We start from the raw sequence: 14,642 nt of genomic DNA on the forward strand, positions 1-14,642 counted from the left end.
GCCGGGGGGGGGGCCGGGCGTCGGGGCGCGCGGGGCGGGGGGGGGCCGCGCCGGCGCCGGCCCCCCCACCGGCTGCTCAGCCGCGGACGGCCGCCGCCTCGCGCAGCAGGCCCGCCACGATGCCGACGCCGTCGCGGGTCAGCACCGACTCGGGGTGGAACTGGAGGCCGGCGAAGCCGGGCCCGCGCAGCGCGTGGACGTCCCCGGTGGCGGCGTCCCGGGCGACCTCGACGCCCTGTGCGGCGAGCCGGGCCGCGTCGGCGTCCGCGCAGCGCGCGGTGAACGTGTTGTAGAAGCCGACGGTGTGCTTGGTGCCGAACAGGTCGATGCTCTCCTGCGCCCCCTGGTACGGGACGTCCTTGCGGCCCAGCGCCAGCCCGAGCTCGCCGCAGAGCAGCTGGTGGCTGAGGCAGACCGCGAGCAGCGGCGCGGTGCGGGCCCCGGACCGGACCGCGGCCAGGGCGTCCGCGACGACCGGCCGCAGCAGGGCCATCTTGGGGTCGTCGGCGAGCGCCGGGTCGCCGGGCCCGGGGCCCAGCACCAGCGGCCCGCGGTGCGCCGCCAGCAGGGCGGGCAGCCCGGGCGCGTCGTAGCGGACGACGCTGACCTGGTGGCCGATCGAGGTGAGCAGGTGGGCGAGCATCGAGGTGAAGGTGTCCTCGCCGTCGACCACCAGGGTCGGCGCGGGCTCGGTGACCACGGTCGGCGTCTGCATCCGCAGCCAGAACGGGGCGAGGTCGGCCCGCCGGGCGTCCAGGGCGGCCTGGACGCGGTGGTCGTCGGCCAGCCGGGGGCCGGTGGGGCCGGGCAGCCGGGCGGGCGCGGGCCGGGCGCCGATCGCGGTGAGCACCCCGGCGGCCTTGGCGTGGGTCTCGGCGACCTCGGACTCGGGGACGGAGTGGCGGACGAGCGTGGCGCCGACCCGGACGACCAGGCGGCCGGTGGCCGGGTCGATGTCGGCGGTGCGGATGCAGATCGGCGAGTCCAGCAGCTGCCCGCCGCTGGCGGAGCGGCCGATCAGGGCGAGCGCGCCGGAGTAGTAGCCGCGCCCGCCGGGCTCGTACCGCTTGATGACCCGGGTGGCGTTCTGTACCGGGCTGCCGGTGACGGTGGCGGCGAACATCGTCTCGCGGAGCACCTCGCGGACGTCCAGCGAGGTGCGTCCGCGCAGCTCGTACTCGGTGTGGGCGAGGTGGGACATCTCCTTGAGCCGGGGCCCGAGCACCTGGCCGCCGAGGTCGCCGACGGTGCACATCATCTTGAGCTCCTCGTCGACGACCATCGTCAGTTCCTCCAGCTCCTTGGGGTCGTGGAGGAACCGGAGCAGCGAGTCGATGTCCGAGCCGCCGGCCGGATAGCGGTAGGTGCCGGAGATCGGGTTCATCACGACGGTGCCGCCGCTCTGCCGGACGTGCACCTCGGGGGAGGCGCCGACCAGACAGCGACCTGGCTCGCCTCCGGCAAGACGGTCCCCGGTGTGCACCAGGAAGGTCCAGTAGGCGCCGCGCTCCTGCTCCAGCAGCCGCCGGAACAGGGTGAGCGCGAGTGCGGGCGAGAAGTTCTCCAGGGTGGCGCCGAAGTCGCGCCGGATCACGAAGTTGGCGCCCTCGCCGTTGCCGATCTCCTCCTCGATCACCCGGCGGACGATCGCGGCGTACGCCTCGTCGTCGATGTCGAACGAGCCGCCGGTGAGCGAGACCGGCGACTGCGGCAGGGCGGCGGTGAGTTCGGCCAGCGGCAGGGTGTGCTGTTCGGTCACCGAGAGGGCCTGCAGCGGGGTCCCGTCGTCGTGCGCCTCGAAGCCGCGCTCGCGGATCTGCCGGTACGGGACGAGCGCGAGCAGGTCGTGCACCGGGCCGTCGGCCGGGACGCCGGTGCGGACCGGCAGGTCGGCGAGGTTCCGGTAGCTGTCGACGGTGCCCACCAGCACCTCGACGGTGTCCGGGGCGAGCCGGGGGGTGCGGCGGTGCAGCAGGGCGAACGCGGGCGCGTCGGGAGCGGTGAGGCGGGCGAGCAGGTCGGCGGTGGCGGTCACGGAGCGGCTTCCTTCCGGGGGACTGGTGAGGTGCGGTGCTGGGATCCGCTCCCGGAGGGCCGTCTGCGCATATGCCGACGGCCGCCCCGAGGGGCGGCCGTCGTGTTCGTCTAGGAACGCGCGATCGGTGGGCCACCCTTGGGGGAGGCCCACCACCAGGAGTGGGTGTGGGGCGCGTGCATGTTTCGAGCGTAGCGGATCGTGCGGGGAGGGTGAGCCCGGTCACGTGTTTGTCCGAGTTATGTCTCACCCCTCGGGCAATGGTCACGAATCGCTCGGGTCACCCCGTAGCCTTGGTGGTGTGACCGTGACGACTGAGACATCGAGGACTGGCCACTCCTGGCAGTCCCTGCCCGCGGCGCAGCAGCCTGAATGGCCGGACCAAGAGGCTCTGCGCAAGACCCTTGCCGAGCTCGCCTCCTATCCGCCGCTCGTGTTCGCCGGCGAGTGCGACCAGCTGCGCGCCCGGCTCGGAGCCGTGGCGCGCGGGGAGGCCTTCCTGCTGCAGGGCGGTGACTGTGCCGAGGCCTTCGACGGCGTCTCGGCGGAGCACATCCGCAACAAGCTGAAGACCCTGCTGCAGATGGCCGCCGTGCTGACGTACGCGGCCTCGGTGCCGGTCGTGAAGGTGGGCCGGATCGCCGGCCAGTACTCCAAGCCGCGCTCCAAGTCGACCGAGACCCGCGACGGCGTGACGCTGCCGGTCTACCGCGGCGACTCGGTGAACGGCTTCGACTTCACCCCCGAGTCCCGCATCCCGGACCCGGAGCGCCTCAAGCGGATGTACAACGCGTCCGCCGCGACGCTGAACCTGGTGCGCGCGTTCACCACCGGTGGTTACGCGGACCTGCGCCAGGTGCACGCCTGGAACCAGGACTTCGTGCGCAACTCGCCGGCCGGCCAGCGCTACGAGCAGCTCGCCCGGGAGATCGACAACGCCCTGGCGTTCATGAACGCCTGCGGTGTGGCGCCGGAGGAGTTCAAGACCGTCGAGTTCTTCTCCTCGCACGAGGCGCTGATCCTCGACTACGAGACCGCGCTGACCCGCGTGGACTCGCGCACCGGCGAGCTGTACGACGTCTCCGGCCACATGGTGTGGATCGGTGAGCGCACCCGCCAGCTGGACCACGCGCACATCGAGTTCGCCTCGAAGGTCCGCAACCCGATCGGCGTCAAGCTCGGCCCGACCACCTCGGTCGACGAGGCACTGACCCTGATCGAGAAGCTGGACCCGGAGCGCGAGCCGGGCCGCCTCACCTTCATCACCCGGATGGGCGCGGGCAAGGTCCGCGACCACCTGCCCACCCTGGTGGAGAAGGTCACCGCGTCCGGCGCCCAGCCGGTGTGGATCTGCGACCCGATGCACGGCAACACCTTCGAGGCCTCCAGCGGCCACAAGACCCGCAGCTTCGACGACGTGCTCGACGAGGTCAAGGGCTTCTTCGAGGTGCACCGCGCGCTGGGCACCCACCCGGGCGGCATCCACGTGGAGCTGACCGGCGACGACGTGACCGAGTGCGTCGGCGGTGGCGACGAGGTGCTGGTCGACGACCTGCACCAGCGCTACGAGACGGCCTGCGACCCGCGGCTCAACCGCAGCCAGTCGCTGGACCTGGCGTTCCTGGTGGCGGAGATGTACCGCGGCCAGTGAGCTGCCACGGGTGAGCCGCCGCCGGCGGGTCACCGGTGAACGAATGTGACGAAAGCCCCTCCGGATTCGGGTTCCCCGAGCCCGGAGGGGCTTTTTCGTACCCGGATCGCCGGGTAAGGTGAGGCTTAGTGAAGTAAGGCAAGCCTTAGTCAAGATCGTTCCGCCAGTCGGCGCCGCACCACCCTGGAGAGTCCGCGATGTACGTGTGCATGTGCCATGCGGTCACCGAGGATCAGGTGAAGAAGGCGATCGACGCCGGTGCCGAGACCCCGCGCCAGATCGCCCGGGGCTGCAAGGCCGGCACCGACTGCGGGTCCTGCGTCCGCCGGATCCAGGCCCTGCTCGGCGAGCACGGCGCCCGGCCCTGCCCGACCGCCCGCCTCGCCGCGAAGCTCGGCCTGGCCGACCCGCAGGCCCAGGCCGCGCCCGCGCCGGTGGCCGCCGCGGCTCCCGCCGCCCCGGCCCTGGTCGCCCCGCTGCGCGCGGCCTGAGGACTCGGCCTGAGGGCTCGGCCTTGAGGGCTCAGGACTCCGGCTGCTCGATCACCTGGGCGAGGTAGAGCGCCTCGCCGAGCTTCTCCAGGAGCTCCAGCTGGGTGTCGAGGTAGTCGATGTGGTGCTCCTCGTCGGCCAGGATGTCCTCGAAGATGTTCGCCGAGGTGACGTCGTTCTTGGCGCGCATCACGACGATCCCGCGCTTCAGCCGGTCGATCGCCTCGACCTCGATCTGGCGGTCCGCCTCGAACATCTCCTTGACCGTCTGGCCGATCCGGACGTGGAACAGCCGCTGGTAGTTCGGCAGCCCGTCCAGGAAGAGGATCCGGTCGGTGAGGGTCTCGGCGTGCTTCATCTCGTCGAAGGACTCGTGCCGGGTGTACTTGGCGAGCTTCGTCCAGCCGAAGTTCTCCTGCATCTTGGCGTGCAGGAAGTACTGGTTGATCGCGGTGAGCTCCGCGGTGAGCTGCTCGTTGAGGAACTCGATGACCTCTGGGTCGCCCTGCATGGCTGGTGCCTCCCTGCGCTACGGCCTGTTGTGACTCCTGCGCTGCGCATCCTGGCATCGAAATGGGAGGAAATTCCAGTAAGTTCACACTCACTAGGACATGTTTCGGAATATCCGATTTGAGCTGATACGGGCTCGACCACCGGTTCTTGGGGATGGGGCGCGTGGCCGCGCCAAGGGGCGCGCACGGCGCGTCGACCGCCGTCTGTCACCATGGAGTCATGGGTCAGTCCGAACAAGAACCGCTTCCGCCGTCTGACCCGAGGCTCCCCCCGGGGCAGCGCGTGCAGCGCGGCTGGCCCGCCCTGCACTACGGGCCCGTACCCCGCTTCAAGCCGCTGACCTGGGACCTCCAGGTGTTCGGCGCGACCGCCTCGGCGGAGAAGCACAGCTGGGGCTTCGAGGCCTTCCACGCCCTGCCGCGCACCACCGTCGTCGCCGACCTGCACTGCGTCACCAAGTTCACGCTGCTCGGCAACGAGTGGTCGGGCGTGCCGGCCGCCGCCCTCCTCGACCTGGAGCCCCCCGCGCCCGGCGTCACCCACGTGATGGTCTGGGCCGAGTACGGCTACAGCGCCAACCTGCGGCTGGCCGACTTCGCCGACCCGCGGACGATCTTCGCCACCCACCGCAACGGCGAGCCGCTGACCGCCGAGCACGGCTTCCCCGTCCGGCTGATCGTCCCCGGGCTGTACGCCTGGAAGGGCCCCAAGTGGGTCCGCGCGGTGGAGTACATGCGGGCCGACCGCCGGGGCTTCTGGGAGGAGCGCGGCTACCACAACCTCGCCGACCCGTGGCGCGAGCAGCGCTACTCCCACCAGGAGGAGCCGGGCGACGGCCCGCTGCGCTGAGGGCGGACCGGCGTTCGGAGGAATCCCCTCAGAAGCGAGGGATCCCCTTAGAAGAAGGGGAAGTTGACCGTCACCGTGGTGTGCTGCGGGCGCCGCTCGCCGGCCGCCGGGGACTGGCCGGACACCTTGCCGGTGCCGAACAGGTTGACCCCGCTGGTCTGCATCGTGAAGCCGGCCGCCTGGAGCGCCTTCGCCGCGTCGTCCTTGCTCATCCCGGTGACGTCCGGGACGGGCACCATGCCCTTGCTGACCACCAGCGAGACCGCGGTGTTCTCCTGGAGCAGCTGCCCGGCCGCGGGCGAACTGCTGATCACCACGCCCTCCGGCACGGTGTCGTCGTACGTCCCGGTCACGCCGCCCCTGGTCAGCTGGGCCGAGGTCAGCGCGTCGGCGGCCTGGTCGGCGGTCTTCCCGGTCAGGTCCGGCACCGCGATCCGCTTGGGGCCCCTGGAGACGGTCACCGTCACGGTGTCGCTCTTGCGGGTCCGCGCACCCACCCCGGGGTCGGTGGCGATCACCTGCCCGGCCGGGACGCTCTCGCTGAACACCTCGACGAAGCGGCCGTGCATGCCGTCCTTGTCCAGGATCCGCTGGGCCTCGGCCCGGTCCTTGCCGAGCACGCCGGGCACCGGCCCGTACAGCCCCTCGGACAGCCCGTACGTCGCGCCGCCGACCGCCAGCACCAGGGCGGTCAGCGCGGCCGCCCAGATCAGCGGCTTGCGGGGGAGGCGGCGCAGCAGGCCGGGCCGGCGCCCGCGCACCGGGGTCGGCTCGTCGTACGGGCGCGGCTCGACCAGCAGCTGGTCCAGCAGCTCCGCCGGCACGTCCAGCACGCTGGTGGGCTCCGGCGCCGCGGCGTCGACGGGCCCCGTCGGCGGCTGGATCACCGAGGTCGGCTCGCTGGTCGGGTAGCGCGGGCTGGGCCGGGTGGAGGCCGGCGGCTCGGCGTCCAGCTCGGCCGGGGTGAGCGTGCGGCGGAGCCGCTGGAGGGCGGCGAGCAGTTCGACCGCGTCGTACGGGCGGGCCTCGGCCGTCCGGGCGCAGGCACCGGCCACTATGGCGTCCAGCCCGGGGCCGACGGCCGGGGCGATCAGCGAGGGGGCGGGGACGTCCTCGTGCAGGTGCTTGTACATGACCTGGACGGGGTTGTCGCCGGTGTGCGGGCGGCGGCCGGTGAGCATCTCGTAGAGCAGGATGCCGGCCGCGTAGACGTCGACCCGCTGGTCGGTGGGGGCGTCCGGGAGGATCTGCTCGGGGGCCAGGTAGGAGACGGTGCCGAGGACCGTGCCGCCGGTCGCGGTGCTGGTCGAGGTGGGCGCGCCGTCGGCGGTGCCGAGGACCCGGACCAGGCCGAAGTCGGCGACCTTGACCAGTCCGTCCTCGGTGATCAGCACGTTCTCGGGTTTGACGTCCCGGTGCACCAGCCCGGCCCGGTGGGCGGCGCCGAGGGCGGCCAGCACCGGCTCCAGCACGTCCAGCGCGGCCCGCACGGACAGCGCGCCGCGGTCGCGCAGCAGGTCCCGCAGGGTGCGGCCGGGCACGTACTCCATGGCGAGGAAGACGTTCGCGCCGTCCGCGCCCTGGTCGAAGACGTTCACCACGTTCGGGTGGGAGAGCCGGGCGACGGCCTTGGCCTCGCGGATGAACCGGGCGGTGAAGCCGTCGTCCCCGGCCAGCGCGGGGTGCATCACCTTGAGGGCGACGACCCGGTCCAGCCGGGTGTCGGTGCCCCTGTAGACGGTGGACATCCCGCCGGTCGCGATGCGCTGCTCGACCCGGTACCGGCCGTCGAGCAGGGTACCGATCAGGGGGTCGTGCAATGCCATGTCCACCCGGAGAGTCTAGAGCTCCGGCTGTCGGCCGGACCCGGAGGACATCGCCTCCGGGCCCGGCTGTGCCCGGTTTGTGACACGGCACACGCGGGTGGGTGCCGGGCGTCCCGGCGTCAGAACGCCGGGTGCTCGCGGGTGTCCAGCTCCGCCCGGCCGGCCATCGCCGAGGAGGCCTCGGCGTGGAACCGGCGCGGGATGCGGCCGGCCCGGTGGGCGAACCGGCCCGCCTCGGCGGCGTGCCGCATCGCCTCGGCCATCAGTACCGGGTCCTGCGCCCTGGTCACCGCGGAGGCGAGCATCACCGCCGCGCAGCCCAGCTCCATCGCCAGCGCGACGTCCGAGGCGGTGCCGGCGCCCGCGTCCAGGATCACCGGGACGCCCGCGCCCTCCACGATCAGCTGGAAGTTGTGCGGGTTGCGGATGCCCAGGCCGGAGCCGATCGGCGAGCCCAGCGGCATGATCGCCGCGCAGCCGACGTCCTCCAGCTTGCGCGCCAGCACCGGGTCGTCGTTGGTGTACGGCAGCACCGTGAAGCCGTCGTCTACCAGGGTCTCGGCGGCGTCCAGCAGCTCGATCGGGTCCGGCAGGAGGGTCCGCTCGTCGGCGATCACCTCCAGCTTCACCCAGTCGGTGCCGAGCGCCTCGCGGGCCAGCCGGGCGGTCAGCACGGCCTCCCCGGCGGTGAAGCAGCCCGCCGTGTTGGGCAGCACCCGGATGCCGTTGCGGGTCAGTACGTCCAGGACGGAGCCCTGGGTGCCGGCGTCGACCCGGCGCATCGCCACGGTGGTCAGCTCGGTGCCGGAGGCCAGCAGTGCCCGTTCGAGGATCTCCAGGCTGGGTGCGCCGCCGGTGCCCATGATCAGCCGGGAGCCGAAGGACGCCCCGGCGATGGTCAGCAGGTCGTCGGCCATGTCAGCCTCCCTGGACGGCGGTGAGGATCTCGATCCGGTCGCCCGCCGACAGTTCCGTGGCCGGCCACGAACTGCGCGGCACCACGGCCTCGTTGAGGGCGGCGGCGACGCCGCTGTGGGCGGCGCTGAGGGTGGCCACGACCTCTGCGAGGGTGGTCGTGGTGGACACCCGGCGGGGCTCGCCGTTGACGGTCAGCGCGATCTCGGCCGGTGCGGTCCGGGCCGGGGTGGTCTGGGTCGGCGTGGTCTGGGCCGGCGTGGTCTCGGGTGGTGCGATCTCGGTCATGCGGAGGCCTTCGTGGTGGAGCGGTCGGGGGAGAACCGGGTGGGTGTGAACGGCTGTGCGAGCTCGGGGAGTTCGCCGGTCGCCAGGTACTCGGCGAGCAGGTCGGCGGTCACCGGGGTGAGCAGCACGCCGTTGCGGTAGTGGCCGGTGGCGGCGACCAGCCCGGGCAGCGCGGTCGGGCCCAGCAGCGGGGCGTTGTCCGGCGAGCCGGGCCGCAGCCCGGCCGAGGTCTCCAGCAGCGGGAGTTCGGTGATGCCCGGCACCAACTCGTGGGCGTCGCGCAGCAGTTCGTACACCCCGCCGGCGGTGACGGTGGTGTCGTAGCCCTGCTCCTCGGTGGTCGCGCCGATCACCAGCTCGCCGTTCTCCCGGGGCACCAGGTACAGGTGCTGCCCGCGCACCACCGCGCGGACGTTGCGGGACAGGAACGGCCGGTACGCCTCGGGGATCCGCAGCCGCAGGATCTGCCCCTTCACCGGGCGGACGGCCGGCAGCACGCCCTCCGGCAGTCCGGGCAGCCGGTGGCTGTGCGGGCCGGCCGCGAGCACCACCTGGTCGGCCCTCGGGGTCTCGCCGGTGCCGAGCCGGGCGCCGACCGCGCGGCCGCCCTCGACCAGCAGCCCGACGGCCTCGGCACGGTGGACCACGACCCCGGCGAGCTCGCAGGCGGCCACCAGGGCGGTCAGCAGCCGGCGGGGATCCACCTGGTGGTCGTCCGCGACGTGCAGGCCTCCGCGTACGCCGGGGGCGAGCATCGGCTCCAGCCTGCGGGCCTCCCGGCCGGTCAGCCAGGACGAGTCCAGGCCGAGCCGCTGGTGGAAGGCGTGCAGCTCGCGCAGTTCCTCGCGGTCGTCGGAGTCCAGCGCGACGGCGATCGTGCCGCACCGGCGGTACCCGGTGTCCAGGCCGCCGCTCGCCTCGGTGAGCTCGGCGGCGAAGTCCCCGTACCGCTGGTTGGAGGCCATGCCGAGGCGCAGCAGCGGCTCCTCCCCGTACTGCAGCTCGGTGACCGGGGCGAGCATCCCGGCCGCGACCCCGGCCGCCCCGCCGCCGGGGGAGGGGTCGACCACGACGATGTTCCGCAACCCGCGCTGCGCGGCGCGCCAGGCGACGGCGAGGCCGATGATGCCCCCGCCGATCACCAGCACATCGGCGTGGGTTTCCTCGGGCAAGCGTGACAAGGCTGCTCTTCTCCCTTCGCCGGAATGACCCGGATCAGGTTCGGACGGTCGCGGGCCGTGCCAGCCCGCCTCTCAGCCCGGTACGCCGGGCTCCCGTGATGGTGCCCCCACCATAACGCCGGGGGCGGGCCCGGCCGAAGGCCCGTATGCGGGGTGGACGGGCCGGTGGCCCCGGCAGGGCGCTGAGTACAGTGACGGGCGTGGCAGAGCTGAACGCAACGGATCAGGTGGTCGTCGTCGGGGCCGGGCTGGCCGGGGCGCAGTGCGCCCTGAAGCTGCGGCAGGGCGGCTGGCGGGGGCGGATCACGCTGGTCGGGGAGGAGCCGCACGCGCCGTACGACCGGCCGCCGCTCTCCAAGGACGTGCTGCTCGGCAAGGCCGACGCCACCACCCTGGACATCGACTACCCGCACCTGGGCATCGAGCTGCTCACCGGCCGCCGCGCCACCGGCCTCACCCCCGGCGTGCTGCACACCGACGCCGGCGACCTCCCGTACGACGCCCTGGTGATCGCCACCGGCGCCACCCCGCGCGCCCTGCCCGGTGCCGAGCGCGCGCACCTGCTGCACACCCTGGACGACGCGCTGGCGCTGCGCGCCCTGCTGCGGCCCGGCCTGCGGCTGGTGCTGGTCGGCGCGGGCTGGATCGGCGCCGAGGTGTCCACTGCCGCCCGCGCGGCCGGCTGCGAGGTGACGGTGGTCGAGGCGGGCCCGGCGCCCGTCCCCGGCGCGCTGCCGGCCGAGGTCGGTTCGGCGATGGCCGCCTGGTACGCCGAGGCCGGTGTCGACCTGCGCTGCGGGGTCGGCGTGGCCGCCGTCGAGGAGGGCGCGGTGCTGCTCGCGGACGGCTCGCACCTGCCCGCCGACGAGGTCGTGGTCGGCGTCGGCGCCCGGCCCGCGACGGGCTGGCTGGCCGGTTCCGGTGTCGAGCTGGACGGCACCGGCGCCGTCCTGGTGGACGGGCGGCTGCGCACCGGCCTGCCCGGCGTCTTCGCGGCCGGGGACTGCGTCAGCTACCCGTCCGCCCGCGCCGGCGCCCGGCTGGCCGTCCAGCACTGGGACCACGCGTTGCAGTCCGGCGAGGCCGCGGCGGCCGCCGTCCTCGGCGCGGACGCGCCGCCGTACGACCCGGTGCCGTACTTCTGGTCGGAGCAGTTCGGCCGGATGGTCCAGTACGCCGGGCGGCACGCCGAGGGCGACGAACTGTTGTGGCGGGGCGGCCCGCAGGACGCCTCCTGGACGGTGCTCTGGCTGCGCGACGGGGTGCCGAGCGCGCTGCTGGCCGTCGACCGGCCGCGCGACCTGACCCAGGGCCGCCGGCTGATCGAGCGCGGCACCGCGCTGGACCTGGCCCGTGCGGCGGACCCCTCGGTGCCGCTGAAGTCGGCGGTCGCGGGGTAGCGGCTGGTGCGCGGGGGGCTGTGGAGGTGGCAGTCTGGTGGCGTGAGTGAGATTGAAAGCAAGATTGAAGCCCTGGTTTCCGAGTGGATGTACCTGCCCGACATCTCGGAGCAGTGGGGGGTGCGCGTCACCGAGGTGCGCGACCTGGTCCGCACCGGCGGGCTGATCGCCGTCCGGCGGGGCCCCAACAAGTCGCTGCAGGTCCCTGCGGCGTTCATCGACGGCCAGGGGCTGGTCAAGCACCTGTCCGGCACCCTGACCGTGCTGCGCGACTGCGGTTACAACGACGTGGAGATCCTGGAGTGGCTCTTCACCGAGGACCCGTCGCTGCCCGGCAGCCCGATCCAGGCGCTGCAGGAGAACCGCGGCACCGAGGTCAAGCGGCGCGCCCAGGCGATGCTGATCTGATGGCGGCGGACACGCCGCGCCGGCGGCTGGCCGACGCCCGGCTGTACCTGTGCACCGACGCCCGCCGGGAGCAGGGCGACCTCGCCCAGTTCCTGGACGCGGCGCTGGCGGGCGGGGTGGACATCGTCCAGCTCCGGGACAAGGGCCTGGAGGCCAAGCAGGAACTGGAGGCCCTGGAGGTCTTCGCGGACGCCTGCCGCCGCCACGGCAAGCTGCTGGCCGTCAACGACCGCGCCGACGTCGCGCACGCGGCCCGGCCGGACGTGCTGCACCTCGGGCAGGACGACCTGCCGGTGCCGGCCGCCCGGGCGATCCTCGGCGACGAGGTGCTGATCGGCCGGTCCTGCCACGCCGAGTCCGAGGTGGACGCGGCGGTCGCCGAGCCCGGCGTGGACTACTTCTGCACCGGCCCGGTCTGGCCGACCCCGACCAAGCCGGGCCGCCCGGCGCCGGGCCTCGGCCTGGTCTCGTACGCGGCGAAGCAGAGCACCGACCGGCCGTGGTTCGCCATCGGCGGCATCGACCTCGGCAACCTCGACGAGGTGCTGGCCGCCGGCGCCCGCCGGATCGTCGTGGTCCGCGCCATCACGGCCGCCGACGACCCGCAGGCCGCCGCCGCCGAGCTCGCCCGGCGGGTGCGCTCGGCCTGACGGCCCCGGGGGCCGTCACCGTTCTCCGTCCCTGCGGATCCTCTTGCGTGCGGATCTCAGTACTTGCGGACGGTGGCGGCCTCGGCCAGGGCCAGCAGCACCGTGCGGGCCTGCTCGTCGGCCAGCGGCGCCGCCTCCAGCGCGGCCAGGGACTGCCGCATCAGCTCGTCGATCCGGCGCTCCACCCGCTCGGGCGCGCCGCTGCGGGCCACCAGGTCGCGCAGCCCGGCGACCTCCTCGGGCACCAGGTCCGGCGCGCCGAGCCGCTCGTCCAGGTGCCGGGCGTCGGCGGCCGGCAGGCCCCGCATCGCGTGCGCCACCAGCAGGGTGCGCTTGCCCTCGCGCAGGTCGTCCCCGGCCGGCTTGCCGGTGACCGCCGGATCGCCGAAGACGCCGAGCAGGTCGTCCCGCAGCTGGAAGGCCTCGCCCAGCGGCAGCCCGAACGCCCCCAGCGCCGCCACCAGCTCCGGGCCGGCCCCGGCCAGCAGCGCGCCGACCTGGAGGGGGCGCTCGATCGTGTACTTCGCCGACTTGTAGTGCAGCACCGTCTGCGCCCGGTCGAGCGCGCCCTCGTCGGCGGAGTCGCCGGCCACCGGCTCCAGGACGTCCAGGTACTGGCCGACCATGACCTCGGTGCGCATCAGGTCGAACACCGGCTTGGCGGCCAGCACGGCGGCCGGCTCCAGGCCCGAGCGCAGGAACAGCTCGTCGCACCAGATCAGCAGCAGGTCGCCGAGCAACACCGCCGCCGAGGCGCCGTACTGCTCGCGGTCGCCGCGCCAGCCGTTCGCCCGGTGCAGCGCCTCGAAGCGGCGGTGGATCGAGGGCAGGCCGCGGCGGGTGTCGCTGCGGTCCATCAGGTCGTCGTGCACCAGGGCGCTCGCCTGGAGCAGTTCCAGCGCGGCCGCCGCGTTCGCGATACCCTCGCCGCCGGCCGGGCCGCCGGCGGCGCGCCAGCCCCAGTAGCAGAAGGCCGGGCGCAGCCGCTTGCCGCCGTCCAGCAGGAAGTCGCGCAGGGCGTCGGCGGCGGGCACGAGCTGCGGGGAGATCTTGTCCAACAGGGCGGACTGGCCGTCCATGAACGCGGCGAGGGCGGCGTTGACGCGCGCGCGGACGTCCTCCACGTCTATGGGGTTGGCCGGCCGGTTGCTGGACGAGGTCACGATGAGGCTCCGCTGGTTCGCTGGGGTGCAGCAAGCGTAGCGGGGTAGCTGGGAACGGATGTGCGAGCCGGCGTGCGGGCCGGCGGGCGCGGGCTTCGAGCGCCGGTCGGAATTCGTCGGACCACGGACGGAGTATCGTCCACCGCTTGTCTCAATCCGTGGTACCGAGTTGTCCGGCCCCTTCGAACGCCCGATAACCTGCCAGCATGGCACTCGGCATCGCTTCCACCAGACCGGACCGCGCACTGACGGTCCGCGAACTCCTGGCAGCCGGAAAGCGGTCCTTCTCCTTCGAGTTCATGCCCCCGCGCACCGAGGTCGGCGAGCAGAGACTCTGGGACGCCATCCGCCGGCTCGAACCGCTGGACCCCAACTTCGTCTGCATGACGTACGGCGCGGGCGGCTCCTCGCGCGAGCGCACCGTCAACATCGTCGGCCGGATCGCCACCGAGACCACGCTGACCCCGGTCGCCCACCTGACCGCCGTCGACCACTCGATCGCCGAGCTGCGCAACATCATCGGCCAGTACGCCGACCAGGGCGTGCGCAACGTCCTCGCGGTCCGCGGGGACCCGCCCGGCGACCCGATGGGCGAATGGGTCAAGCACCCCGACGGCGTCACGTACGCGTACGAGCTGGTCGAGCTGATCAAGGGCATCGGCGACTTCTGCGTCGGCGTCGCCGCCTCGCCGAACATGCACCCGCGCTCCACCGACTGGGACGAGGACATCCGGCACTTCGTCGGCAAGGTCCGGGCGGGCGCCGACTACGCGATCACCCAGATGTTCTTCGAGGTCGACGACTACCTGCGGCTGCGCGACCGGGTCACCGCCGCCGGCTGCGAGACGCCGATCATCCCGGAGATCATGCCGGTCACCAACGCCAAGCAGCTGGAACGCTTCCCCCAGCTGAGCGGCTCCGCCTTCCCCGCCGACCTGGAGGCCCGGCTGCGGGCCGCCGTCGACGACCCGGCGGCGCTGCGCGCGATCGGCATGGAACACGCCACCGCGATGGCCGAACGCCTCCTCGCCGAGGGCGCGCCGGGCCTGCACTTCATCACGCTCAACCACTCCACGGCGACGCTGGAGATCTACCAGAACCTCGGCCTGCACCAGCGCCACGCGTAGGCCCCGTCCGGCGCCGTCGGGGGCCCTGCTCCGGGCAGACCGGGGCCGGCGAGCCCGGACGTGCACCGCGCCCCCCCCCCCCCCAAGCAGGACGGCGGGGTCCGGTGGCCCCCCGCCGCCGCCCCCCGGGACCCCCTGGCGGAAC

Annotated in this window: 14 protein-coding genes and 1 riboswitch; of the genes, 7 read left to right on the forward strand and 7 right to left on the reverse strand. The window is 73.5% G+C overall.

What is annotated here, in order from left to right; genetic code table 11:
* Positions 1 to 76: 76 nt before the first annotated feature.
* Positions 77 to 2,035, reverse strand: a complete 1,959-nt coding sequence (locus ACFV6I_RS17645) for an anthranilate synthase family protein (RefSeq protein ID WP_380426184.1) — start codon at positions 2,033 to 2,035, stop codon at positions 77 to 79.
* A gap of 241 nt (positions 2,036 to 2,276) precedes the next feature.
* Between ACFV6I_RS17645 and ACFV6I_RS17650 the strand changes: the two genes are divergently transcribed.
* Together ACFV6I_RS17650 and ACFV6I_RS17655 are read left to right on the forward strand one after the other, a co-directional pair.
* Positions 2,277 to 3,686 (forward strand): class II 3-deoxy-7-phosphoheptulonate synthase, encoded by a 1,410-nt coding sequence (locus ACFV6I_RS17650; protein ID WP_380336515.1) that lies wholly within the window; start codon positions 2,277 to 2,279, stop codon positions 3,684 to 3,686.
* A gap of 197 nt (positions 3,687 to 3,883) precedes the next feature.
* On the forward strand, positions 3,884 to 4,177 hold the full coding sequence (locus ACFV6I_RS17655) for a bacterioferritin-associated ferredoxin (RefSeq protein WP_063347261.1): 294 nt from the start codon (positions 3,884 to 3,886) through the stop codon (positions 4,175 to 4,177).
* Positions 4,178 to 4,208: 31 nt separating this feature from the next.
* On the opposite strand, the gene bfr is transcribed toward ACFV6I_RS17655, so the two are convergent.
* On the reverse strand, positions 4,209 to 4,688 hold the full coding sequence (gene bfr, locus ACFV6I_RS17660) for a bacterioferritin (protein ID WP_063347260.1): 480 nt from the start codon (positions 4,686 to 4,688) through the stop codon (positions 4,209 to 4,211).
* Positions 4,689 to 4,909: 221 nt separating this feature from the next.
* Here bfr and ACFV6I_RS17665 point away from each other — a divergent pair, with 221 nt between their 5' ends.
* Complete coding sequence (locus ACFV6I_RS17665; RefSeq protein WP_380426186.1) at positions 4,910 to 5,539, forward strand: molybdopterin-dependent oxidoreductase; 630 nt, start codon at positions 4,910 to 4,912, stop codon at positions 5,537 to 5,539.
* 47 nt (positions 5,540 to 5,586) lie between these two features.
* Here ACFV6I_RS17665 and pknB read toward each other — a convergent pair whose 3' ends face one another.
* From pknB to thiO, 4 genes are all read right to left on the reverse strand, one after another.
* Positions 5,587 to 7,365, reverse strand: a complete 1,779-nt coding sequence (gene pknB, locus ACFV6I_RS17670) for a Stk1 family PASTA domain-containing Ser/Thr kinase (RefSeq protein ID WP_380426202.1) — start codon at positions 7,363 to 7,365, stop codon at positions 5,587 to 5,589.
* 119 nt (positions 7,366 to 7,484) lie between these two features.
* The gene (locus ACFV6I_RS17675; protein ID WP_063347257.1) at positions 7,485 to 8,282 is read right to left on the reverse strand and encodes a thiazole synthase; all 798 of its coding nucleotides are present in this window, start codon (positions 8,280 to 8,282) and stop codon (positions 7,485 to 7,487) included.
* Between the two features lies 1 nt (position 8,283).
* A complete protein-coding gene (gene thiS / locus ACFV6I_RS17680) occupies positions 8,284 to 8,568 on the reverse strand; it encodes a sulfur carrier protein ThiS (protein ID WP_380426188.1) in 285 nt (94 codons plus the stop codon).
* Entirely contained in the window at positions 8,565 to 9,740 is a 1,176-nt protein-coding gene (gene thiO, locus ACFV6I_RS17685; RefSeq protein ID WP_063347256.1) for a glycine oxidase ThiO, read from the reverse strand. Before thiO ends, thiS begins: the two co-directional genes overlap by 4 nt.
* A 3-nt stretch (positions 9,741 to 9,743) precedes the next feature.
* Positions 9,744 to 9,856: riboswitch (TPP riboswitch) on the reverse strand.
* Between the two features lie 84 nt (positions 9,857 to 9,940).
* On the opposite strand from thiO, the gene ACFV6I_RS17690 reads away from it, so the two are divergent.
* Genes ACFV6I_RS17690 through thiE form a run of 3 tightly spaced genes read left to right on the forward strand, consistent with a single transcriptional unit; the run spans position 9,941 to position 12,207 of the window.
* The gene (locus tag ACFV6I_RS17690) at positions 9,941 to 11,149 is read left to right on the forward strand and encodes an NAD(P)/FAD-dependent oxidoreductase (RefSeq protein WP_380426190.1); all 1,209 of its coding nucleotides are present in this window, start codon (positions 9,941 to 9,943) and stop codon (positions 11,147 to 11,149) included.
* Between the two features lie 42 nt (positions 11,150 to 11,191).
* Complete coding sequence (locus ACFV6I_RS17695; RefSeq protein WP_063347255.1) at positions 11,192 to 11,557, forward strand: Rv2175c family DNA-binding protein; 366 nt, start codon at positions 11,192 to 11,194, stop codon at positions 11,555 to 11,557.
* The gene (thiE, locus tag ACFV6I_RS17700; RefSeq protein WP_063347254.1) at positions 11,557 to 12,207 is read left to right on the forward strand and encodes a thiamine phosphate synthase; all 651 of its coding nucleotides are present in this window, start codon (positions 11,557 to 11,559) and stop codon (positions 12,205 to 12,207) included. The genes ACFV6I_RS17695 and thiE overlap by 1 nt, the downstream gene beginning before the upstream one ends.
* A 56-nt stretch (positions 12,208 to 12,263) precedes the next feature.
* Here thiE and ACFV6I_RS17705 read toward each other — a convergent pair whose 3' ends face one another.
* Positions 12,264 to 13,370 (reverse strand): polyprenyl synthetase family protein, encoded by a 1,107-nt coding sequence (locus ACFV6I_RS17705; protein WP_380426192.1) that lies wholly within the window; start codon positions 13,368 to 13,370, stop codon positions 12,264 to 12,266.
* A gap of 206 nt (positions 13,371 to 13,576) precedes the next feature.
* Between ACFV6I_RS17705 and metF the strand changes: the two genes are divergently transcribed.
* A complete protein-coding gene (gene metF, locus ACFV6I_RS17710; RefSeq protein WP_063347252.1) occupies positions 13,577 to 14,497 on the forward strand; it encodes a methylenetetrahydrofolate reductase [NAD(P)H] in 921 nt (306 codons plus the stop codon).
* The last annotated feature ends 145 nt before the right edge of the window (positions 14,498 to 14,642 follow it).

It is taken from the genome of Kitasatospora sp. NPDC059803, assembly GCF_042732255.1.
Classification (GTDB): domain Bacteria; phylum Actinomycetota; class Actinomycetes; order Streptomycetales; family Streptomycetaceae; genus Kitasatospora.